Here is a 23,245-nt window from a genome sequence, read left to right as displayed (position 1 = left end):
CCTTCAGGGGAGGTACTGGAGCCTCTCTTAAGTGCTACCCTCTCTCTTTGAAAATTCCTTCTTACTTCTATTTTTTTTCTTAATAACTAGTGCTGGCATTCTGTATCTTTCCTTTTTATTTACAGAAGCTATCAAAGCTGTATTGAGTAGATTTAGACTGGCTGAAAATTTTGTAGGTTCCAGCTTATTGGCTGCTGGAACTTCCCTAGCTGAAGCTATTAATGCTATCACAGCAGGTATTTACGATCGAGTTTCAGAGAAGGAGAGCACTGAGGGAGTAAAGTACTCCCTAGATTCTTTCTATAACCTAACTGGAGCTATTTCGGTCCAATTGGTATTTCTATCTCTAGTGGCTGTAATTCGAAAGAGCAGATTGGCTCAGACTAGGAATGCAAGACAAGAGTATAGGGCATTCACGAGCGCCATTTTTCAGGACAAAATTACACTTTGGGCTATCTCCACTGTGGAGATTGCAATTCTCGCTATTTGTTTTATTTTCCCTGATATCTCCAAAAATATCAGTATAGGTGCGTATAACCTTATTCCCTTACTCTTCTTAATCCTCTGAATTATCTACCTGCTTTGTGCTAAAAAAACTAATTCAGAGACACAAGTGGAGACTGTTCCTAACTACACTAATATATTTGAAAAATACAGAAATGGCCAATTTCTATGTCTTTTTTCACTAATATTTTTCGCTTTTACGGCATTAGCCTTTTTCAATTTCAACTTAGTTTCTAATTTCGAAAAAGTGTTTTCTATTCCTAAAAATATTGGACTCGGAACGCTACTAAGTCTAATTACCTCTTTTCCTGAATTCGCATCATTTACATTCCTATTTTTAGCTAAGTGTTACAAAACTGCCTGTGCAGGATTTCTTGGCTCTGCATTATTTAATCTAGTGTTACCTGTACTTACTCAATCAATTAAAGGGGGTTGATTATTTGAGCCACTTTCCTCTGACTATAGTGAACAAATTTCTATAGTGATCTGACTCTCAAGTATTCTATTGATAAATCTTTTCTTCTTTCGAGGTTTCTATAGTGTGGAAAGTAGAAGCTATGTCTGAAACTCCAGAAAGGAAAATCAGGTAATTCTCTGGGGTGGCTTAGTTATCTTGACATATATTCTTGTTGCATGCGTTATTCCAATAATTTCTAAGGACAATAGAGCAGGAGTTACACAATAATACGGGATCTCCTTCCCAATTTAATTCGGTGCATTCGTTATCTTGAGAATAGAGCAAACAACGAGGACATTTCTGTAATTGTGTTTTAAATATTTGAATTTTTTTTTCAGAAGTTTTAGCTACTTCTGCAGCTCCCAGCAGATGAGCTCAAGTGTCAGTATCAAAATATTTCAATTCCTCGGAAGGAATGTGTATTCTTGCCTCCCTAATACTAGTCAACTCTTTTGAAGAATATTTTTCTTCTAATTGAATTAAAATGTCCGTTCTTACCTTAAAAAAATGATTTCATGCTGCTTCATCCACCGGTACTAAATTCCTGATCTCCTCTATCTTGTAATCCTCCAATCAGAGAGATTCTTTTTTAGAGGGAAAGTTTAAATGGCTATAGACTTCCTCTGCTGTCTGCGGAATAAAAATAGAGAGTAATTGCAGAGAATATTTAAAAATTGCAGCAATAGTATCTATTATTTCGGACTTGAGATTATTCTCATTTTCTCGAGAATAGAGAATGGGTTTTGCCAGCTCTAGATATCAAGCAGAATATAACTCTACAAATTCTGAAAATAACTTAATAATTTTCTGAAAATCTAAACATTCGCATTTGCGGTGCGCTTCGCTTAGTGTATTTACAAAAAAATGCAGAATATATTGATTCCCTAATTGTTTTGGTTTTAAAGCTGAAATCTTTACTGCACTTCAGTCAAAATTAGGCAATACAGAGAGGGAAAATTTAAACAAAACATTTCTAAATTTTCTATATTGCTGCTCAATTGAGCTTAACTGGTTTCAGCTAAATCGAATATCTTTATAAAAATTTGAAGAAGCTACCCAAAGCCTAAAAATGTCACTACCAACTTTTGAAACTATTTGAAGAGGATCTACTACATTTCCCTGAGATTTAGACATTTTATAACCTTTCTCATCTAGTATAAAGCCATGGGCTACTAATCTTTGGAAGGGCAGTTTTCCTCTCTGAAATACTGACAATATAGTGGAGGAATTAAATCAACCCCTCAGTTGATCACATCCCTCTACATAGAGAGCTGATTGAAAATCGCCCATCTGCATAAAAGCTGTTCCTGAATCAAATCAAACATCCAAAATGTCAGTGCATTTACTAAAGTAACTTAACTCCTCTTGCGTCAGAGTTTCTCCTAAAAATGTCTCAATTGGGAGAATATGTCAAGCCTCAATTCCCCTTTCAACTAAGATTGAAATATTTTTCTTTAATTGTTTAAGCCCTCCATAAATTTCTCCATCTTTAAAAATTACTGGAATTGGAACTCCCCAGCTGCGTTGTCTAGATAAACATCATTCTTTTCTGGAGAGAATAGTCTCTCCTAATTTGTCAGCTAATCAAGAGGGTTGTGATATTCAATTTCCTTTTTTGAGAGAATTTGCTAATTTCTCCCTTAATGCTTCCAAATTTAAAAATCACTGCTGCGTAGCCCTATAAAAGGTAGGGGTGCCTGTCCTCCAATCAGTTGCATTTTTATGCTTGATGGTCTGAACTAAAATCAAATTTTTCGAAGCTTCTAAAAATTCAATAACTGTTTTAGAAGCCTCCTGATAAAATTTTCCGGAAATTGGAGAAAATTTAGCCTCTTCCTGAAAATATCCTTTTTCATTAATCACGCAATAAGGTGAAAGCTGATGCTCTCTGCAAATTAAGTAGTCTTCTTCACCTAAACCTGGTGCCAAATGGACTAGCCCGCTGCCAACTCCTCCCTCCAGAAAAGAGGCGGAAAAAATGGGATTAATCTCCCCAGTTAGATTATTTAGATATCGAGAGTTTTCTAATTCTGCAGCAGCTACCTTGTCTTCACTAGTGATTAGATAATCTGCACAATTAAAAAGAGAGCTTGCCTTGGAAATGAATTCTTCCGAAGCTAAATATGTTTGATGCTGATATTTAAAGGTGGAGTAGCTTAATTTAGGGTTAAAAGCCACTGCAAGATTTGCCTCTAGGCTATAGGGGGTGGTAGTCCAAATGATTAATTTGACCCCCTTTAACTGAGTATTAGGAGAGTCTACTATCTCTCAGCAAAAATAAATGCTTTCACACTCTACTTCCCTATAAATTAATTCAGATTCAGCTAAGGCTGTTTCTGAAGAATAAGATCAAGCTACAGGTTTTAATTCTCTGTAGATTAACCCTGCTGATCACAATTCTGTAAAGAGGGAATACTCATTTTCTATAAATTTTCTGTCCGAGGTGAGATATTTTTTATCCAACGAAAAACAGAGATTTAACTGAGATAGCTGATTAGTTTGCAGCTCTACCTGAGAGAGTGCGAACTCATGAGCGACTCTCAGTTTTTCTGACTCCGGTAGGGTTTTAAAACCCCTGACATCTTTTTCTACCTTATTTTCAATGGGTAGGCCGTGTACGTCCCAACCGGGAATAAAACTGCATTGGTAACCTGAGATATTTTTTCAACGTACTACAAAATCTTTCAATATTTTGTTAAAAGCATGACCCATGTGAATAGCACCATTAGCGTAAGGAGGTCCATCTAAAAGCCTGTATTTAGGTTTTCCCTCATTTAGGGATAACCTTTTATGGTAAATAGAATTTTCCCTTCAAAAAGTTCAAAACCTCTCTTGCTTAGCCACTAAATTAGCCTTCATTGGAAAATCTGTCTTAGGTAAAAAAAGAGTATCTTTGAACTTAACCATTTATGAAAATTTAAGTTATATAAATCGAGAGGTTAGACTAGTGTATTAACTCTTCTCTAGTTGGTCCAGGGAAAACTTTTTGTTGTCTGTGGTCCTAGCGGTGTTGGGAAAAAAACTCTACTTTCTAGATTGGTAAAGAATACAAAATTAAATCTTCACGTTAATATTTCATGCACATCCAGAGCCCCCCGGGAAGGGGAAATTGATCAAAAAGATTACTACTTTATTACTAAGAAGAGGTTTCAAGAGTTAATAAAAGAAGAGAAATTTCTGGAATATGCTTACTTCTTTGGAGAGTATTACGGCACTCTACAAGCTCCACTAGAACTGCTGCTTAACTCGGGAAAAAATGTAATTCTAGAAATAGAAATTATTGGATTTCAGCAACTTAAGAAGAAGTTAAAAGACTTTGTCTCTATATTTATCTATCCTCCTTCTGCGAGTAAATTAAAGGAAAGGCTAGAGGCACGCTGCACTGAAAATGAGCAAGAAATTAAGGAGAGAATTCAAAAGGCTGAATCTGAATTAAAGGAAATTTCCCAGTTCAAATATAAGGTGCTAAATGACTTTGTAGATAAAGCATTACGCGAATTAACTCAAATATTTTCTAGGGAATTAGGTTTAAATAGCTAGTTATTGTCAGAAAAAGAACTCAAATATTTATGCAAACCTCAGATAAAAATTATCTTTAGTGACCTTGACGGGACACTTTTATCTCCGCATAAATGATTCTGGGGAAAAATAAGAACTTACACTCTATCCACTATAAGTAAATTTCTGGAAGATGGAGAGCATCACTTTATACTTGCTACAGGAAGAAATGTTTCAAGGGCACTAGCAATCTCCAACTGGTTAGAGTATAGGTTAGGAGGATATAAAATTCCATACCTTATCTGCCTTAATGGAGGAGTGCTTTTTGACAATAGATCAAAAGAGGTAATTTACTCTCAAAGTTTTAGATGCTCTCAACTTTTGAGCTTAATTCAATATTTAAGGAGACACTATGTAGTGATTTTTTTAATTTTGACTGAAGATAAAGAATTATATACAGATGATCAGAGCCTTTCACTTATTGTGGGCAGAAAATTTGCGAAAAAATATGATGCTGTACTCAAAATTAGTACTGTTGAAAATTACAGAAATGGGTGAGGCAAAATTCAAAAAGTAGTCTTCATTACACTACATAAAAATTCCGATAAACTAAGGGTGCTAATAGAGACTAAGTTCTCTGAATTTTATGTAGCCACTCACGGCGCGTGACTATTTGAGGTAATAGATCGAAAAATAAATAAATTTTCAGCAATTAGGGAAATAATAAGAAGAGAGGGGTGAGCTTTATCGGAATGTTGCGGAATAGGAAATGAACAAAATGACGTAAGTATGATTGAGGGCTGCGGTTTTGGAGCAGCAGTTGATTTTTCACCAGAGATAACTTTTAAGTATGATCCTAACTTAATAAACTTTTACACCTCTAATGTTGATGGAAAGGCAGTAGCAAGAACTATAGAAAAATTTTCTACCTAATTTGAATAAGCGCGACACAATAATCATATGTGGTAGCAATAGTAAACAGTCTAAAAGCAAGGAATTAACAGAAGGCCTTTCAAGAGAGCTCTCGATTTGAGCGCTCTACTTTAATCCCACTGAAATAATTCCGATATTGAGTAATGAGGTAATTGCAGAAAAAGAACTTCCTGCTTCAATTTCTTTTTTGGTAGAAAAAATTAAAACCCATCATAATTTAATTTTTGTATTCCCGCAATATAACTACAATTTTTCAGCGTTTTTTAAAAATGTACTAGATTGATGTAGTCTTAGCTCTAGAAACATATTCTATGCTAAAAGGGTAATACTTATTGGAGTGAGTTCCACTGAAATAGGTACTAGAGAATTTGAACAAGTTTGTGTAAATACCTTTAATTCTTTGGGAGCAGAAGAGATAAAGTTTGTAAATACTACTAAAGAAAGCTCTATGCAAAAACTAGTAGAAAAATTACGAGTATATGTCTAGTAGCTGTGCACTTGCTTGCAATCCCCCTATACCCTTATATGAGGCAAGGGAAAATTCGAGACCTTCTTCCCTATTTTTACAACTACTTACTAGAAAAAGATTAATACTATTTTCCCTATTTGGTCTTACTCTCCTATTACTTGTAGTTAATCTCCTTAGACAGCTCCCCAAGTGGGAGCTGGAGGAATTCTTAGGCCCTCTCTTTGGGTCTAGACCAACTCAAAATTCAGGCAGTGAAAGTCCAAATTATGAACCTTATCAGAAGATAGTATGAATTTCTATTGCCTCTATACTTGCAGCGGTTTTACTTGCTATCTCTGGAAATATCTCTCAGTCACTACTTCAAAACCCATTAGCTGATTGCTCTACACTAGGAATGATTGATGGTGCTGCCTTTGGACTAATGCTATTAAAAGTGTTTTTGGGTGCTGAAATAGGAAATTTTTATTTTGCGCATTTCCTGATGGCTTTTTTTTGTGCTTTCCTTGTATTTATGCTTATCCTTTTTATATTCAACAGCAATGTTTCCTGAGAGAGAAAAAATATCTGCACACTCATTATTCTCTTCGGACTTGTACTCAATATCTTTTTCAGAACAGCTACTCATCTTGTAAAAGCCTATAGTGTTACCTCAGTTAATACCTCTTTTGCGCTGGCACTTGGAGGGGCTGAAAATATATTTGAATTATTTCCCTCTCAATTTCAATTACTGCAATATGCAATGCCTATCACAGTGCTTCTTTTTTTGTTTACTAGATGTCTAGCTAAGAGTCTTAATTTAGCTGAACTAGGTTTTGATCAAGCACACTCTCTGGGAGTAAATATTAGAATGTTGCAATTTCTAGGCTACTCCACTATTTTATGTTGTAACACCTTAACTATTAACCTAGTGGGAAATATCTCATTTGTAGGTTTAATAAGTACTCACTTAGCGCGAAGGATTCTAAAAACTCGAAAATATGAAGCTATTATTCCCTCTTCTTCTCTAATTTCAGCTCTGCTTTTAATGATTGCAATTACAGTAAATAGTTACGTACCGGAAATCTCTACCTCTAACTTAATACTTGCGCTAGGCGCAGCTTCTCTCTTTCTCTTGACTAGGGAGTAAGCCTTTTGAATAAGGTTAATGCCCTCCAGTTAAGCTACCAGTCCGCACCGACTAAATGAATATCTCTGGGAATATTAAGTTGTTCTGCCACCTTCTTTATGTTGTTCTCCCTAAATGGTCAGTACGACTTTTCCTATCAAGCGATCAATCCAAGACTCTGACAATATTTTCTAGCAGTATTCAGTGGAGGGGCGCTAGGTGTTGCGGGACTGCTCCTCCAAAAGTTAACCAAAAATCCCCTAGCTGACATCTCTCTACTGGGGATCGGCTCTCTAAATATTATTGCAATCAGCCTATTTATCTACTTCCATTTTGATGGAGAAAAAACTTCTCTCCCTCAACTAAAGGTGCTTCTCCCCATTATCTCCCTAGCATCTTCTATCATCGGCACTGCTATAGTATACAGACTTTCTTCAAAACGTAAAAGTGCTCAATCTTTTGTGATATCTGGAATATCCTTCCAATTCTTTTGTGAAGCTATTAGTATTGCAATTCTCCAATTCTCCAATAAATCAGATAAGAATAACTCTACTCAGCTCTCAGCAGAGATCTCAGCATACAGTTATGGTAAATTACCTAATCTTGGAGTAACTTCCCTCTTTCCCGAGTGGAGAATTTCAACTATTCTCTCTTTTGTACTAATCGCTATAGTCTCTGGAGTAGTTTGACTCTATAGGAGAGAATTAGAGCTGCTAGAGATTGGAAATGACTATGCAGCTTCTCAGGGAATAAATGTTGTGGGGTTAAAAAAACTACTATTTGGACTTATCTCTATACTAGCGGGACTAGAAAGTGCACTAGTCGGTACTATCTCTCTTTTGGGAATAATTGCTCCACATCTTGCGAGATTTATCTTTGGAAATAAAGCTTCATCTAATGTAATAGTTAGCTTCATATGTGGAGCTCTCCTGGTGGTGCTAGCAACTTTCATCTCTATAAATTTAGATCAAAATATCCCTATAGGAATTCTTTCTACAGCAATTATTACACCTATTTTTCTATTTTTGGTAATTAAACACAGTAGATAAAGTTGTTTAAATCCCTAGTGCTATCTACATTTTCCTCTCTCTCTGTGTTAAGTGGAATCGCCACTTCCCTGGTAAATAATCAACTAGAAACTAAATATCAATCCCTCTCTGCAGCTTCTTTTCTAACCTCTAATACTTCTAGTAAAAACACTCAGAGCATACCCTCTCACAGTGCCTGATATTTAATGCTTAACTCAGGTAGCTTCTCTTATCTCACAAAATTAGTAAATCAACTAGATATAGACTCAACTCCTCAGCCCACTCAGGTAGCTAGTGCGGGAAATTTCTCAAGTAGTGCAGAACTCTATCCCCAGAAATTGCAACAATTAGTTAACTCTTTTTTAAAAGATCTCAGTTGAACTCATCTAATCGCAGTATTAGAAGAAAAAAAGGATACAACTGAGAATACACAACAAAACAATAATTCTACTTCTAACATAAATACCCTTTTCCCAGACTTTAAAGCTAAATTTTTAAGCCTCAATCACTGAGTTGAGCTGTCTGTATTTACACTTACTGTCTGTATACTTTGTGCAGTTGCTCTTTCCGCTTCAGCGTTGTACTTTTGTTCTAACTTCAATAATCTAGAAAAAAAAGAAAAGTTAAAGTGACTTATCTACCATCTTTTAACTCAACTGCCTGGATGAATGCTTAAATACCGGAGAAAGCTATCACAATTTGCACAATATAGGGAACTTCCCAAATTAGCTCCCCTATGCTCTAAGGATCCCGATCTCCTTTGCCTCTCTAACCTAAGCTACTCATTGGAAAATTCGGAAATACTTAAAGATATAAATCTAAAACTGCAGAAAGCTGAATTTTATGCAATCATAGGAGCTAACGGTGCGGGCAAGACTACACTTCTAAAGCAGCTTGCAAAATTATTAACTCCTAGTAAGGGAGAAATTCTTTTGAACTCTAGATCGCTTAATTCTATTAAGAATAGAAACTTCTGAGCTAGAGTAGCTTATATTCCCCAAGAGCTTACAATTCCTCCAGATACTCCAGTGTATGATTTTTTACTTAGCTCTAGATTTATTACACTCGCTAGAACTCAAAGGGCTACTCCAGTAGATCACTTAAGAGTGCTAAAGGCTATTCAAAATTGTCAGCTTCAGCACCTAAGGTGAGCTAAAATAGGAGACCTCTCTGGAGGCCAACGACAAAAGGTAATACTGGCCAGTATTTTAGTCAAGGATGCTGAACTCATTCTGTTAGACGAACCAACCACGTTTTTAGATACTGCAAATAGGGCTTTCTTAGTGAATTTCTTTAGAAAATTACATTCTCAAGGTAAAACAATAATTGCTAATCTACATAATTTTGCAGAAGTCAATAAGTTGGCAACTCAGGTAATAGCTATGAAGGGAGGTAGAATACATCAGATAGGTAAAAAAGATAAATTATTAACTCCCTCACTCTTAAATGAACTTTACGACTTAACTCTTCCTAGAGAGAAGTGAAACTCTCTTCTCTGGAATACTTCTCTAAATTATTAGGGGGTTAGCATACTTTCTATTAAAGAGGTGATACCTAAAAATACCTCTTAAGACTGCGCTAAGATGAAGTTCAATCAATCACTTAGCTGCACTAGTTTGAGCCCTACTCTCTGCTTTTTTTCTATATATAGACTCTTTTCGCTTTCAATCTCTTCCCTTTATGAGAGGATTATCTATTTTCTCTCTAATCTGTCTTTTTCTGCACTGAATCATTAAAGCAGGACTAATACTGAAAATTTATTCTTCCTGAACTAATGTAGATAGTTGGTTTAAATTCTGATTCTCAGTAGAAGGTATATTTAGCCCTTTCGGTGCTGTACTCATGAGATATCCCCTATCTTTCTTTCAGGTCTATTCTTGAGGTGAGCAAGCTTCAGAGGAGAGAGTACTAAATTGCTCTAGAGCACCCTACCTGAAGGGAGCGTTTCCAGATACTAAGCTAGTCAAAAATAAATTACTAGTACTGTCAAATCTGTCTTTTAAATACTCTAGAGCACCGCTAAGGCTAAAAAGGCTTCACAATTATATCTCTAAATTAGAGAGATTTTCTAACGTCTGAAAAGATTATCTGCAGGCAGAAAAAGATATTCAGTTAATAAAAAACATCAATTTGAGTCTTGCATCAAATAAATTTATTGCAATAGTTGGTAAAAATGGTTCTGGAAAGAGTACTATCGCAAAAATAATAGTTCACCTGCTCTCTAACTATGAAGGTCAAGTGCTCTGAGCAGGAAAGGAACTTAAGGAGCTCTCCATTAAATCATTTGCGCAAAATATTTCATACATACCACAGCACTCGATTATCTATCACGATATCTCAATACTTGATTTCATAGCCATAGGTTTTTATCCGCAGGAAGGAATGCTCTCTAAAAAGATAAGTGAAGCAGAAAAAAAGCAAAAAGTGCTAAAGGTATTAAAGGGACTTAATTTAGAAAAAGAAGCTCACAAGTCTCTCTACTCTCTTTCAGGGGGAAATAAGCAAAAAACTATTATTGCTAGGGCTATTATTCAGGGAGCGAAGATCATAGTATTGGATGAGCCTCTCAATTTTTTAGATATAAAAAGCAAGATACTAGTACTAGAATATCTGAAAGAATTACAACAGAATTACGGTGCGTCTATTATTATGATTCATCACGACATAAGTGAGGTAAAACAGTATATTGATGAATTAATAATTATTGATTCAGGATATTTAGTCAAGCATATAAAATTGGAAAACCTTAAGAATGACGAATTAAAGGCTATTTAAGCCTTTCAGAGTAAAATCTAGGAGAGAATGGGCTTCAGCTCTAGATCGAAATTATGTTTATCCTTAACTGCTGGAGGAAGTTGTGCAATAGGTACTCCTGTTTTTCTTCACTACACTGGCTCTAGTGAAGAAACTGCCTCAGCAACTCAGGCAGATGTAGGGGAGCTAACCCAAGTTAGTTCAGAAATTGAAGACAAATTAACAATTGGCCCCGAAAATATATCTCAAAACTCTAATGAAACTGATAATGTTCAAAATCAGGAAAGGGAGTCAAAATTTAGTGAGTTGTGAACCAAAATAACTGGGGAATATCTGAAAAAACAAACCGAAAATAAAGAAGCTTCAGAGAATATACTTTCCTGAAAAACTGAATTACAAAATATATTACTAGGTAAAAGTGTCTCTAATAGTGAGTGAAGAATTGAAGCGCAAGAATATAAGGATTGCGCCTCTATTTCTGGAGGAAAAACAGACTATTGTGGTTATCTTAAGTTAAAAATTGGAGGAGAGGAGTATAGGTTAAAGTTTGACAGATATGGAAAGGGAGGCGGTGGAAAGAAGTGAGCTGTGACATTAGTAACAAAGAATGGAAGTAATATTCAGTGGTATTCTAAAACTTCCAATAAATGAGATAATTCCAGGGCTACTAATATAGATAACTTTCAGGGAAGTGCTCAAAGTGCTAATAACTGGTGAAGTACATTAACGGGAGTCTCAATAGAAATTTAAGGTAGCCTAAGAATATGGCACTTATTCCCATGACAAGACCTCAATTGGCACTGGCCTGTGCAACAGGCACTTCATGTCTAATCGGTGCGCCGACTGCGATCTATTTTAACTCAACTGATACTCAGGAAAAAGATGGAGAAACTAGAGAGCTTTCAGAATTGTATAGTGAAAAGCATACTCCTCAACAGATTACTATGGAGTTCAGTGATGAAATTTCCCAGCGAAATTCAGAAACTGGGGAAAAAAATAATGCAAATCTTGAAGAAGTATGGGCTGAAATAAATCGTGCTTATATTGAAAAACAAAGTGAAGTGCAACGAAAGGAAAGAGGCTTAAACTGAAAGGAAGAATTTAAAGCCATCTGAGAAAAAGAACAAAATACAGGAACATTGAGATTAGTCTCCCAAGAGTGAAAAGACTGTAAAGCTATAGGAGGTCAAGATGCATATTGTGGCTTCCTAAGCTTCGAGAGAGGTGATGCTAAATACAGATTAAAAGTAGATCGTTACAGTACTTCTGGGAAGGAGTGAGAAGCTACATTAATTAAGGAAGTTGGTACGAAAATTAAGTGATATGACGGTATAGGTAAAAATTGAAGGACAGAAAACCACTCAATAAATAAATTTGGAGGAGCCAATACAATGGCCAATAACTGATGAGTAAAGATAACAGGAACTTCTATCACTAAATAGATATAGAAAACTATTAAAAAAGAGGGGGGGGCTTCCCCCTCTTTAGTTCCTCCTAGTTAAAGAGAGAGTTTAGCGGCTCAAATAGGAGTTAAATCGTATTTAGATAGTAAAGTTGAAATTGCAATTGAACTATCTAAAATAAACATTTGACTAGAGAAAGTTTGATCAGAAATTATTTTCCTAATTTGTTTCTCCACTATACTATCTAGATTAGGTATATTAGGATTTTTAGAAAGTAAGTTTTCCCTCAATTTTTGTTTTTCTGCGTTTACCCATGCTGTGGTAACTTGATCTTCCGTTAGAAATGTACTATCTGCAGCTGCATAGTGCAGTGCTAATTTTTTTAATTCTGCATAATCTATAGTAGTAGAAGGGTTGTTCTTTTTTAGTGTAAGTAATACACCTAATTTAGAGTTATGGTGCTGATAAGAAAGTGTAATATTATCCCTGCCTCTGGGAGAGATTCAAAGTTCAGCTAGTTGAATTTTCTCTTTTGTAATAGCAGAAAGGGAGAGTATCTTATCTTCTAAAGTTAAATTGTCCCTACTATCTCGGATGAGTTGTGCCTCTGATATGGATAGAGTATTAATATCATTAGTTTTTACGTAATTTAATAGAGTTTCTCCTATTGTACATTGAGTTTGTTGAAATCCTGCTGAATTGGTTACAAAATCAGTTTGTGCCCTTAAGCTAAACATTACTCCTACGGTATAGTCTTCACTATTAATAGAAAGTACACGTCCCTCTGGGAGTGCATTCTCTGAACTTAAATTTGATTTAGCCTTTAAGATGCTTTTACTGAAAAGTGCTTTTTTTGCCTCTTCGTAGTTATTATTACTAGAGATGAGTGCTTCTGAACAGGCCGAAAACGGTGCTAATGTCTCCCTCCTCAACTTAACTAGTAAAGTTTTATTTACTTCCACAATAATTAAGAGTTTAAGTCTTTTCTAGCATGAATAAAGTTCAGGCCACTAAACTGTTACTTAGCCTAGGAGGTTCACAGGGAATAATAGTTCCCTCTGTATCAACAGGAGATAGTGGAATAAAAACAATTACCCTAGAGGGAAGTGCTTCAATGTACGATCCTATTAGGGTTATGAGTCAGGTGTTAAAAGCTTCTGGACAAACTCTAGAAGTCAATATACTTCCCCTAGGTTCTTCTATGGGGAAAGAATCTTATTCCTCTAAGTCGATAGACTTTATACTCGCGTCTATTGACGAGCGAAAAAGTGAGAATACTAATCCCTATAGCCTAGAAAGTGAGATTACTGAAACTAAGGAGGGGGGATATCGTCAGGTGTATTTTGCCCAAGATCCGTTAGTTTTTGTATTCAAAAAAGATCCCAAATGTACTCAGGAGATAACTTATAAACCATATGATTTGGACCAATACCTCGAAAAGGGGGATTCAGATGGAAAGGGGGATTGGAAGGGGAATCGAGGAGATTTAATCAAACTTTTCACTACTGGACAAGGCAACTTTAGCGAGTGTAATTACGGTGCGTTTATACGGGAGGGCGGTGAATTACGATCAAACCTTAATAAAGCTTTCTTAGCGACCCCAGAAAAAGGTATCTCGGAAGGTCTGCTAGATGACTGCTACTTGAAAAAGACAATTCAAGAAGCCAACTGCAATAAGCTGGTTTCTGAAGACAATCTAACCAAATGCCCAAACATCGCTGATTACTACTGTTGACCAAAATCTACCTCTAGTCTGACAAGCTTTAGAGGGAGTCAGCTTCCAGAGAATAACTGGCTGGCGCTTGAACGCTTCAAGCGATCAGCCCCTCTGGGAAGCTCTATTTTCTTCCCCCGCTCATTCTTCGACGCAAACCCCTCGCTGTTTGCTGCGTCTGACTTAACAGTAGTGCATGCTCAAGATCCCGTAACAGAAGACGACAAAGCACAAGATGATCCATCTTCTTCGGACGGAAGTGCTATGAATATCGGTACACCCAAAAAAAATGTTTTTAAACGCAAATACTACCTGCAATTTCAAGTAAGTGATCAATCTTCGAACACAGAGAATCAAGCTTGAATAAAGAAATTGCTCCTAGATAACCAATTTCTTTATTCCTCACTTGACCTCTTAACCCCCAGATACTATGACAAGAGCCAGCAACAAGTGAGTTCTGATTCTGACCAGAGCTCGAATCAGAACTCACAAAATAAGAAGACAATAGAAATAACTAAAAACAGATAAAAAAAAGGGGGGGGCTCCCCCCCCTTAATTAAACGTTTAGATTAGGAAGTTACCTTCTGTTTAGATAGTTCTGGAGAAAATGTACAAGCATATTGAGTTTTACTCACAGCTTTTAACTGATCTATAGCTCTCCCTTCCTCCTTAATTAACTGGCTAAAGCGCTCACATAAACCTCTCGCAATTTCCTTCGTAGCATCTGAAAGCTCAAACGGTGCTTTTATAAATAGTTGAACCTTTTCCCCCGAAGAGAGTCACTGCTTAGTTTTTTTTACCTTCCACTCCAGATCATGTTCATCTATTTTTAACTTCAATACAATTGACTTCAACTTCTGTAAATTCTTATTTTTAGAATTCTTCACTGCCTGATATGCCATCTTTTCTCTCTCCCTAACAAATGCAAGATAATCTAGTAACTTAACTACAGGAGGTTTCGCATCCCCATTTACTAGGACTAAATCCAGAGACTTAGATTGTGCAATTTCAAACATTTCTTCTCTATCTACAATCCTAGAAACACCATCCTCAATTACTAACCTGAAAGTTTCCCCCTCAATCTCTTCATTAACTAATAAATTCTTGTCATTTTTATGTTTCAGAACTAAGTTTCTACCTCATCCAGTTAAGCAGCCTTGGCGGCAGAAGCCTCTGTTCCTTCCTTTCCAGCTTCTCCAACACCGGAAGGAGTAGAAGGAGAGGCTGGGGCAGCAGGAGTTGGAGTAGCACTAGCTTCAGTAGAAGTTGGGCTTGCTGCAGCCTCTCCTGACCCCTGATCACTTTGAGCTCCCTCATCAGTCTCCCCTTTCTGATCCTTTTGACTAGTCGACTCTTCCTCTTCTTTTGAACGTTGCTCAGCAACACTCGCTGGAGTGAAAAAAGCAGCAGAAGTTCCCCCTCCAATGAGAGACAAGGGTAAAACTACCTTTAGTGGAAAATTCAACTTAAATTAAATATAGGGTCTCGCTCTTATGGCGAAACAGGTAGACGCGGCAGCCTCAAAAGCTACTGATAGTAATATCGTCCCAGTTCGACTCTGGGTAAGAGCACCAATTTAAAAACTTACTCTTCTGCATCTTCCTCTGATTCATAACTCTCATCCTCCAGTGTTTCAACTTTAGCTCCCCTCAGTTGAGCATCCAACTCTTCATCACTTACTTCCTCAACTTCCCTAGTTTGAGCACTTCCCTCTATCTCTAGTTCTCTTAGTGCAACATCCTGAGTACGTTTACCCACCAGACTAAGATACTCATTGTAGTCCATAAATTCTCTAAGTTTTCACTTATCAGTACCTATATACACAAATCTAGGATCAAGCAATAACTCTACATAGAATGAAGCAATTCACTCTTCTAATTGTTCCTTCTTAAAATTCTTAGCTTTAGATCATGTTTTAGATCACAAACTAGAAAAGTTAAAGCTCTGATATGCAAAACTATCTATTGCAACCTCATGAGCGATATCCATTAACTCCCTAATATTTAACTTCATCTCTTTCTAATATTCTACTTTATTTTGATATTCTATTCATTTAGTATACAAGTTTTTAGTTAATAGCACAAACTGAAGTTCACTCTCCCTAGCTGAAGGTAGTAGAAGTGCTAACTCTCTAATCTCCTTAGTATTTCAATCTAGGTAACTTAGTGTAGAGATTCTCTTTTTCTCTCTACCTCCTATTAACGATGAAATAGTTTTGATGCATGCAATCTCCCCTGAAAGCTCAGCAAATTGGGTTTTAAACTCCTGAAAAAGTGTAAAGTTTTCAGCTGAAAGTCTAATCAGAATATGTGCACTCTCCTCAGTATGACCTTTAAATAGTAGCAGCAAAGAATAAAGATTCTCCAATCCTTCAGGAGAATACTTTAATTCTCAGAATAACTCTTCAACTCTGGAAAGTAAACTCCAATCCGTAAGTCTTAAAAAGTCCTCTAGTGCTCATTTTTCAAAGTTTAAGGAAAATAAGGGAGTAAGTAACTTATATATAGCATTCTCCCTAAATCTGGGGGAATTAAAGTGTTTTCTCCACTCCTGGAATACTGCATACAACAGTATCTGATATGAACAGGCAGAAGGATTAGAATAAATCTCCTTTCTCATATACTCTCTAGATAAGAGTAGGGAATATCTCTGATAGTTAGTTTTTTCTAGAAAAATTAATTTCCTTTCTCCCCTATACTCTAAAAGTCTAGTCCACTTAATTATTAGATTAGGATCAATAGAAAGTGTAAAGCTACCACAAAAATATTTATCTCTGAGTAGATAGTCTAGTCTATCTACATCAATATCAGAGGAGATTAATTCTTCTATCCATTTCCTGTTACTCTCTCCTGAAAGAATTTTGGTAACCTCTTCTGGAAAGAACTCAGACTCCCTACCGTAAACTACAGATCTTTCAGCTAAGAGGGAGTAAAGTTTAGCTGATTTATTTAGTATTAATCTCCTAGTCATCTGTTCATGAGAGAAGCCTGGTGCTAACCACTCAAAGAAGTGAGAAAAAGGGCCGTGACCCAAATCATGTAGTAGAGAAGATGCAAGACATAAGTCAATCTCTAACCTATCCCGCTCAATAGTTAAATCTCCTAGGGATAAAAAATGAGAGATAAATTTAGCTGAAAGTGCGTACACCCCGAGAGAGTGAGATAGTCTAGTATGGGTAGCTCCTGGAAAGTTCTCATATAAAAACCCCAATTGGGCTATAGAAGATAATCTCTGAAACTCTGGAGTATTCAGTAGGGAATAAAGTCAGAAAGAATAATCTGAAAATGTAATCTCTCCATGTATAGGATCTTTTATGAAAGGCCATCCTCCTGTGACTGGAAGCTCCAAGTGGAGCTTCGAAAATGAAAGAGACACCTCTAACTGGAGTCTTTAGGAGGAAATAAGTCTAATACCCTCTCTAGTCTACAAGTAGCTCTTTGCAATCCCAATAGGTAAATTACAGAGTGCAACGGAAGTCCCTCTTTTTCTCCAATTAGAGAGAGTCTTAGAGACTGATAAAAGGTTGGAGGAGGAACGGCCAACTTTGAAAGTAATTTCTTAAGTGTTAGTCTAAGTTCAAATTCTTCAAATCTGTTTAAAGCATCTCCCTGAAGCTCTTTAAGTGTTTCTCTAAGTATAGTGGTTATATTACTAAAGGATTTGAGCTCTTTAATTACTTCTGCAGTAAGATACTCTTCTGCATAAAATTGGGTAGCTAAATCATCTAGAAATGAAGCGTATTTCACTCTAGATCTAAAACAGATTGCAAACTCCCTCCTCTTTGAGGGCTTCAGTGTAAATTCCTCGTACTCTCCCCTAAAGAAGGGCAGTGAAAAATTCAGATACTGAAGTAACTCTAATTGATTCAAATAGGACTGACTCATTCACTCTAACTTCCTGTAGTCAAAGCTAGAAGGTGCTCCACTCAACTGAGCTGTAGAAAAACTTTCTATACTCTCTCTAAGTGTGAAAAACTCTCTCTCTCCTTCAGTTCAACCTAATATTAGGAGATAATTAAGTAAGGCTTCAGGATAAAATCCTTTGTCTAAGAAGTAAGTTACAAAGTATTTCTCTGAATCAGCATCTCTCTTTGAAATTTTTTTACCTGACGCTCCTAAGATGACTGAGAGGTGCCCATAATTTGGAATAGATTCTTGCCATCCAAAAGCTTCATAGAGTGCTAGCTGATATGGAGTATTCGAAAGGTGCTCCTCCCCTCTAAAGACATCTGTAATTTTCATCTCATAGTCATCTACTGTAACTGCGAAGTTATATGTAGGTGCGCCGCTACTTCTCATTAGAATGATGTCTCCCATAGAGGAAGCTGGTACTGACATTCGACCCCTTACGTAGTCATTTCACTCATATGTTTTAGAATTATCTACCTCGAGCCTAATGCAGAAGGGTGCTTTTGCAGTTAATTTCTCTTTAACTTCTGCCTCTGATAGCTTTCTACATTTTCCTGAGTAAAGATACTCTTCTCTCTGGGAACTATCACTATCTTTAGGAGAGCAAAAGCACCTGTAAACTTTCTTTTTTTTAAGAAGTTCAACCATCCTCTCCCTGTATCTGTCCATTCTCTGTGACTGTAAATAGGGGCCGTATTCGCCCGGGCAGATAAAAGACTCATCAGGTATTAGGGAAAGTGACTCTAAATCATCTAGTATCTCCTTAATTTGACTATTTTGATTTCTAGCACTATCAGTATCTTCTATCCGAAGTATGAATTCTCCATTATATTGTTTTGCGTACAGATAGTTAATTAGAGCTGTTCGTAAACCCCCAATGTGGAGGGCTCCAGTGGGTGACGGTGCGAACCTAGTTCTAACTTTTCTGGATGGAGTGACTGTATTCTCCACTTAAACTAAATTCCCTCGGGTGAGGGAATTGCTCCCCACTGAAAAACTAGTAATTAGAGAAAGGGAGTGGGAAGGTTACATTCTCTGAAAATATATAAAACATTTCTATCCTCACTATACGAAACTCTTAATAATTAAAGAATTGAGGCTCAAGAGAATACTTGTGAATAATACAGAAAGCTTCTTTCAGTACAAATTAGCACTAGGAGATACTGTCTCTATCTCGGTACTGCCTGAACGCACCGAAATGGAACCTAAAAAACCTAACTATCTAAAAGTGAGTGAACTTGAAAAATTTAAAAGTGCCCAAATATTGTTTGAAAATGGGGAAATAATTATTGTATATAAACTACCAGGTCAGGTAGTGCAACCAGATGGTACAAATTCAGTTATCTCACTAACAGAAATACTCCAACAGTACTCTTGTGGTGCTTCAAACTCTAGTTACAAACCTAAATTTGTACACAGACTAGACAAACCTGTAGCTGGACTCTTAATTGGAGCTAAAAATGCTAGAGCCCACAACCTCCTAAGTGAAGCACTAAAAAATAAGAAATTAACTAAGATTTACCGAGCACTCATAGTGGGAGATTGTAAATTTAATTCGAAAATTTTAACTCACTGAATAGATGATAGGGGAATTAGGGTAAAACTGCAGGAAAAGGCCTCCCTGCACTCTAAATACTCTGAAGCTAAAGTGACTAAATTGAGGGGATTTTACTCCTATTCTCTAGTAGAATTGCAACTGATAACTGGTCGAAAAAATCAGCTAAGGTCTCAACTAGCGTATATAGGTCATCCTGTACTTGGAGATAGAAAATACTACTCTGAGAGTATTAGTAAAACTTTAAAGAATCAAATCTCTAGATTCAACTCTAAGCGAATAGCGCTGGTATCCTATAGCATAGGCTTTCCTCCCTATCTAGTAAAGGAGCTGAAACTTCCTTGAGCTTCCTTCACCTTACCTGAGGAGAAAAATATTATTTCCACTATTCTACAGCAGCGCTAGGGATTAAGTGCATAACTCTCTATTTGATTCATGTAATCTAATAAGGTTTTAGGCTTCTTCTTAAGTGTCATAAACTCAATAGTTTTAGGTTTAAAGCGATGTTTTTTACCTTCCCTTCTTTCCTGTCACTCAAAGTATCTAATAGCTAATTTACCCATCATAGGATGTTTAAAAGCTCACTCTCTAATTTTTTCCTCTTCAGCTTCTATCTGAAGATAAATCAAAATCAGGAAAGATGCGATAGATCCTAGAGCAGGAAAGCAGAGAGGGAGGCAAATATATCTCAGGCGCTGATTCTTTAGATTAGAAGACAAATTAATTGTTGAGAGGGAAAGAGCTAAATTTGCAAATGAAGAGGCAATTAAGCCCATATTAAAGAAGATAAAACATTTCTCTCCTATGTATGTAGCTTTCCGGAGTATATTAAAAAAACCTCCTGTAATTCCAATAACGTAGTGCTTTCAGACTGTTGGGGTTGCAAAAAAGAAGATTTTCGATACTATGTTCTTGTCTTTCATATGTTGACTCATATGAATAGAGGAAAGTCCTAGAATTCAAAAGAATAAACCAGCTATAGAAAAATAGGTAGTTGCTCCAAATAATCAACGCAGGTACACAACATTACTCTTAGGAGTTTCTATTAGCTCTACCAACCCCCCTCCGGGGGCTGGAGAGGCTAAAAAGAAACTATTAAATCAACTCGCGAATGATTTCAAAGTTAGAACTCAATATTTTAGCAGATGAATGTAATTTTTCCATCTCCTTTTGACTTAACTTCAATTCCAGCACCTTCTCAATACCTGTTTTTCCTACAATAGCCGGTGCACCTATCACTACGCCGGAAAGACCATATTCTCCATTCAGTAATACACTAACAGGCAGTACCTCTTGCTTGTCAAATATAATAGCCTTTAATATTTGTGCTAATGCTGCTCCAATTCCATAGTGAGTAGCCCTCTTTCTATTAATAATTTCATATGCCTTATGACTTACTACCTTCTCTAATTTTTCCTCATAATCTGAGCAGCAGAATGTAGAATTTGGGAAATGGTTGTCCTCGCATCTATTAATAGTTAAGCCTGCTACCTTTATATTGGAGAAGGTAACTAGTGAGCTATCCCCATGTTCTCCTATCACAAATGCGCCCTCCAAAGAGGAGGGAGAGACTCCTAACTCTCTAGAGATCTCTACTTTAAGTCTAGAACTATCCAGTACAGTTCCGGAGCCTATTACCCTTCTATGTTTGAAGCCAGAAACCTTTTGGAATACATAAGTCAACACATCTACTGGATTTGAACAAATTACAACTATACCTTGAAAAGCTGAGTCTCTAACATCTTCTGCAATTTTCTTCATTATCTTAGCATTATCCTTGATCATCTCAAGTCGAGTTTCTCCTTCTTTCTGTGGTCTTCCCGCAGTAATAACGATGAAATCATAGTTATCTAATTCCTGATAATGCTTAATGACCTTTAACTTAGGAGAGGCATCGAAATACAGTGCACTATCCTCTAAGTCTAGAGCCTGACCCTTGGCAAATTCTTCATTGTAGTCTATTAATCCATATTCTGCAGCCAAATCTTGGTGGATCGCAGAATACAGGAAAGAAGAACCGACTGCCCCGCAACCGATAACTGCTATCTTCACTGCCATAACCTAGTTGATTTTATTAATTTAAACTCTCCCTCTCTTCTTGAATTGTCTTTAAAACATGTAATTTACTGGAGAGAAGCGGTGCTTCTATATTCTCTAAATGCTCAGAAGACGGCCCTTCATTGGAAATGATAGAATGTGAGTCTCTATCGTCTGTTATCTCTGCTGTATTTCCAATATCAGAATCTAACTGAGGAGCAGCAAATCTAGTCCTCAATCCATCTGCCCTAAGACTTAGGGTTTTCAATTCTGATTCTTTTGCGCACCAGTACTGAATTACCTCCCTAACAGGCTTAATCACCTTTCTCCACTGTTCAGCCATACTAGAAGAGAGTCCATCATGCAATTGACTAGCACTTTCTAGAAATTTATCTATCTCATTAAGTAATTCACTAGATAATCCTTTGAGATTAAGAGGAGCCTTAGGCATTCATATCTTTCAGAGCATATACAAACTTCAGAGAGATTCCAGAGATTTTTTATATGTAAGAATCAAAATCTTTAACTCCCTATCATGAGAGAATTTAGGTGCTTCTAAGTTAAAGTGTCTATAGTCCTCATCTGTTTCGATGAGGAAATATTCTTTTTCCCTAAATTCTTCTTTCCCTATCTCCCTGTTTGTAATGAAAAAAATGAAATCATATTTATCTTCGCTTTTTTTTACATTTTCTATTGCCTTCCGTATCTCCCTATTCATCTGAGGGTGTTTAACCGCTTCTGGCTCTCCCAACATTTCCTCCTTTTTAGTTGCATACTTATGTTCAATGTAGATATTTAGTACTTTTTCAGCACTACAGAAATTAGTGTTATCTCTGAATACTACCCTGAAATCTCCCTTGTTTCCATCTTGATCATTTTGAGGTTGAGCCTCAAAGAGAATATACTTTAGCTCTTCACTGGTAAATAGTGACTTAGCTTCTTCTCCTCACTGTAACTCAAACCCCTTACCAGCTGTAGTTCTATTTTTTTCCCTCTCCTCTTTTCTTCTATAACTCTGAATTAATTCGAAATTAGACTGATAAAACTCTCTATATTCTCGTAATTTAGTTACATCTACCTCTAACCCGCTATTTCTTAGAGCCTCATAGAACTTTCAAGAGTAAACATATTGTGATTTAAGATTCTCTTTTTCCTCTAGTTGCCTGTCCCTTTCATGAGTTAAGCTAGTCAATTGTTGAATCAAATTAAGTTTCTCATTCTGAAGTAATTTAGTGTGTGCTCTTAACTCTTTCAACTCTTCTATTGCTTTATGATAGTTAGTTTTAAGATTTTCCTCCCTTGTAAGCAGTTCAGAACGTTCAATTTCTAACTGTTTTAGCTGTTGAGATTGCAACTTAAAGTCACTACCTAAACTCTCTAATTCCCTATTGGTAGCCTCTCATATAGCTTTCTGCTCACTCAATTGAGTGTCTCGGTGCTGCAGTGTTTGACTCATTGAACTCTCTTTTTTAGACAGTTCTAACTGTGTGCTAAATAATTCCTCTTTTTCTGCTTTTAGGAGTTTTAGCTCTTCAATGCAAGAGAGATAATTCAGCTCTAAAGTGTCTAGTTTTACCTTAAGTGCTGCAATACTCAGCTCTAAAGTCTTATTTTCAGATAATGCATTACCTAATTCTGATCTAGTCTTGGTGACTTCATCCTCTAGTTGAGCATTCCGTTCTTTCATTTTGTCCAACTCAATTTCTTCCTGTCGTCATCCTTCCAGTGAGGGGTCGGAAGTACTATTAGGTCCAATGGATTTACCCCCACCTTTATACTTTTTCCAGTAGTTATATCCTATGAATGCCAGCAAAGTGATAAGTATGAGCGCAAAAGCGCTCCATGATGCAGCTTCATTAAAAAATAACAGAAAAATAACT

The 23,245-nt window shown here is 36.5% G+C and carries 22 protein-coding genes and 1 tRNA gene; 13 read left to right on the top strand and 10 right to left on the bottom strand.

Features of this window, described 5'->3' with window-relative positions; all coding sequences use genetic code 4:
- Positions 1 to 31: 31 nt before the first annotated feature.
- Positions 32 to 1,189 carry a hypothetical protein gene (locus MHM_RS00735; protein WP_015511518.1) on the top strand — a complete coding sequence of 386 codons (1,158 nt, stop codon included), beginning with the start codon at positions 32 to 34 and terminating at the stop codon, positions 1,187 to 1,189.
- Here the strand turns inward: MHM_RS00735 and ileS are convergent.
- Positions 1,109 to 3,868, bottom strand: a complete 2,760-nt coding sequence (gene ileS, locus MHM_RS00730) for an isoleucine--tRNA ligase (RefSeq protein ID WP_015511517.1) — start codon at positions 3,866 to 3,868, stop codon at positions 1,109 to 1,111. The two genes, MHM_RS00735 and ileS, sit on opposite strands and share 81 nt — an antisense overlap.
- A 60-nt stretch (positions 3,869 to 3,928) precedes the next feature.
- Here ileS and gmk point away from each other — a divergent pair, with 60 nt between their 5' ends.
- The 9 genes from gmk (at position 3,929) to MHM_RS00680 (ending at position 12,190) form a co-directional block, all read left to right on the top strand.
- The gene (gene gmk, locus MHM_RS00725; RefSeq protein ID WP_015511516.1) at positions 3,929 to 4,501 is read left to right on the top strand and encodes a guanylate kinase; all 573 of its coding nucleotides are present in this window, start codon (positions 3,929 to 3,931) and stop codon (positions 4,499 to 4,501) included.
- Between the two features lie 3 nt (positions 4,502 to 4,504).
- The gene (locus MHM_RS00720) at positions 4,505 to 5,392 is read left to right on the top strand and encodes an HAD-IIB family hydrolase (protein WP_015511515.1); all 888 of its coding nucleotides are present in this window, start codon (positions 4,505 to 4,507) and stop codon (positions 5,390 to 5,392) included.
- Position 5,393: 1 nt separating this feature from the next.
- Positions 5,394 to 5,879 (top strand): NADPH-dependent FMN reductase, encoded by a 486-nt coding sequence (locus MHM_RS00715; RefSeq protein WP_015511514.1) that lies wholly within the window; start codon positions 5,394 to 5,396, stop codon positions 5,877 to 5,879.
- Positions 5,872 to 6,987 carry a FecCD family ABC transporter permease gene (locus MHM_RS00710; RefSeq protein ID WP_015511513.1) on the top strand — a complete coding sequence of 372 codons (1,116 nt, stop codon included), beginning with the start codon at positions 5,872 to 5,874 and terminating at the stop codon, positions 6,985 to 6,987. The genes MHM_RS00715 and MHM_RS00710 overlap by 8 nt, the downstream gene beginning before the upstream one ends.
- Positions 6,988 to 6,992: 5 nt before the next feature.
- Positions 6,993 to 8,015: an iron ABC transporter permease gene (locus tag MHM_RS00705; protein ID WP_015511512.1), complete on the top strand. Its 1,023-nt coding sequence runs from the start codon at positions 6,993 to 6,995 to the stop codon at positions 8,013 to 8,015.
- A 17-nt stretch (positions 8,016 to 8,032) separates the two neighbouring features.
- On the top strand, positions 8,033 to 9,514 hold the full coding sequence (locus MHM_RS00700; protein WP_187286210.1) for an ABC transporter ATP-binding protein: 1,482 nt from the start codon (positions 8,033 to 8,035) through the stop codon (positions 9,512 to 9,514).
- Between the two features lie 160 nt (positions 9,515 to 9,674).
- Complete coding sequence (locus MHM_RS00690) at positions 9,675 to 10,769, top strand: ABC transporter ATP-binding protein (protein ID WP_015511510.1); 1,095 nt, start codon at positions 9,675 to 9,677, stop codon at positions 10,767 to 10,769.
- Between the two features lie 27 nt (positions 10,770 to 10,796).
- Positions 10,797 to 11,498, top strand: coding sequence for a hypothetical protein (locus tag MHM_RS00685; RefSeq protein ID WP_015511509.1), 702 nt, complete (start codon positions 10,797 to 10,799; stop codon positions 11,496 to 11,498).
- 14 nt (positions 11,499 to 11,512) lie between these two features.
- Positions 11,513 to 12,190 (top strand): hypothetical protein, encoded by a 678-nt coding sequence (locus MHM_RS00680; protein ID WP_015511508.1) that lies wholly within the window; start codon positions 11,513 to 11,515, stop codon positions 12,188 to 12,190.
- A gap of 56 nt (positions 12,191 to 12,246) precedes the next feature.
- Here the strand turns inward: MHM_RS00680 and tsf are convergent, their stop codons facing one another.
- Entirely contained in the window at positions 12,247 to 13,113 is an 867-nt protein-coding gene (gene tsf, locus MHM_RS00675; RefSeq protein ID WP_146222356.1) for a translation elongation factor Ts, read from the bottom strand.
- Positions 13,114 to 13,142: 29 nt separating this feature from the next.
- Here tsf and MHM_RS00670 point away from each other — a divergent pair, with 29 nt between their 5' ends.
- Entirely contained in the window at positions 13,143 to 14,393 is a 1,251-nt protein-coding gene (locus MHM_RS00670; RefSeq protein ID WP_015511506.1) for a hypothetical protein, read from the top strand.
- Positions 14,394 to 14,434: 41 nt separating this feature from the next.
- Here the strand turns inward: MHM_RS00670 and infC are convergent, their stop codons facing one another.
- Together infC and MHM_RS00660 are read right to left on the bottom strand one after the other, a co-directional pair.
- Positions 14,435 to 14,962: a translation initiation factor IF-3 gene (gene infC / locus MHM_RS00665; protein WP_083859411.1), complete on the bottom strand. Its 528-nt coding sequence runs from the start codon at positions 14,960 to 14,962 to the stop codon at positions 14,435 to 14,437.
- A gap of 50 nt (positions 14,963 to 15,012) precedes the next feature.
- Positions 15,013 to 15,330 (bottom strand): hypothetical protein, encoded by a 318-nt coding sequence (locus tag MHM_RS00660; protein WP_015511504.1) that lies wholly within the window; start codon positions 15,328 to 15,330, stop codon positions 15,013 to 15,015.
- A gap of 22 nt (positions 15,331 to 15,352) precedes the next feature.
- On the opposite strand from MHM_RS00660, the gene MHM_RS00655 reads away from it, so the two are divergent.
- Positions 15,353 to 15,439, top strand: a tRNA-Leu gene (locus tag MHM_RS00655).
- A 10-nt stretch (positions 15,440 to 15,449) separates the two neighbouring features.
- On the opposite strand, the gene rpoE is transcribed toward MHM_RS00655, so the two are convergent.
- From rpoE to gltX, 3 genes are read right to left on the bottom strand one after another with little or no spacing between them, the layout of a single operon-like run.
- The gene (rpoE, locus tag MHM_RS00650) at positions 15,450 to 15,878 is read right to left on the bottom strand and encodes a DNA-directed RNA polymerase subunit delta (RefSeq protein ID WP_015511503.1); all 429 of its coding nucleotides are present in this window, start codon (positions 15,876 to 15,878) and stop codon (positions 15,450 to 15,452) included.
- A gap of 6 nt (positions 15,879 to 15,884) precedes the next feature.
- Positions 15,885 to 17,240 carry an HD domain-containing protein gene (locus MHM_RS00645; protein WP_015511502.1) on the bottom strand — a complete coding sequence of 452 codons (1,356 nt, stop codon included), beginning with the start codon at positions 17,238 to 17,240 and terminating at the stop codon, positions 15,885 to 15,887.
- A gap of 2 nt (positions 17,241 to 17,242) precedes the next feature.
- The gene (gene gltX, locus MHM_RS00640; RefSeq protein WP_015511501.1) at positions 17,243 to 18,724 is read right to left on the bottom strand and encodes a glutamate--tRNA ligase; all 1,482 of its coding nucleotides are present in this window, start codon (positions 18,722 to 18,724) and stop codon (positions 17,243 to 17,245) included.
- Positions 18,725 to 18,743: 19 nt separating this feature from the next.
- Here gltX and MHM_RS00635 point away from each other — a divergent pair, with 19 nt between their 5' ends.
- A complete protein-coding gene (locus MHM_RS00635; protein ID WP_015511500.1) occupies positions 18,744 to 19,733 on the top strand; it encodes an RluA family pseudouridine synthase in 990 nt (329 codons plus the stop codon).
- Here the strand turns inward: MHM_RS00635 and MHM_RS00630 are convergent.
- Genes MHM_RS00630 through MHM_RS00620 form a run of 3 tightly spaced genes read right to left on the bottom strand, consistent with a single transcriptional unit; the run spans position 19,730 to position 23,178 of the window.
- The gene (locus MHM_RS00630; protein WP_187286209.1) at positions 19,730 to 20,386 is read right to left on the bottom strand and encodes a hypothetical protein; all 657 of its coding nucleotides are present in this window, start codon (positions 20,384 to 20,386) and stop codon (positions 19,730 to 19,732) included. The genes MHM_RS00635 and MHM_RS00630 overlap by 4 nt on opposite strands.
- Positions 20,387 to 20,423: 37 nt before the next feature.
- Entirely contained in the window at positions 20,424 to 21,386 is a 963-nt protein-coding gene (locus tag MHM_RS00625) for an L-lactate dehydrogenase (protein ID WP_015511498.1), read from the bottom strand.
- A gap of 16 nt (positions 21,387 to 21,402) precedes the next feature.
- On the bottom strand, positions 21,403 to 23,178 hold the full coding sequence (locus tag MHM_RS00620; RefSeq protein WP_043902088.1) for a coiled-coil domain-containing protein: 1,776 nt from the start codon (positions 23,176 to 23,178) through the stop codon (positions 21,403 to 21,405).
- Positions 23,179 to 23,245 lie beyond the last annotated feature (67 nt).

Origin of the sequence: Candidatus Mycoplasma haematominutum 'Birmingham 1' (genome assembly GCF_000319365.1) — a bacterium.
Lineage (GTDB): Bacteria > Bacillota_I > Bacilli_A > Mycoplasmatales > Mycoplasmoidaceae > Eperythrozoon_A > Eperythrozoon_A haematominutum.
This window is presented reverse-complemented; position numbering and strand designations above follow the sequence as displayed.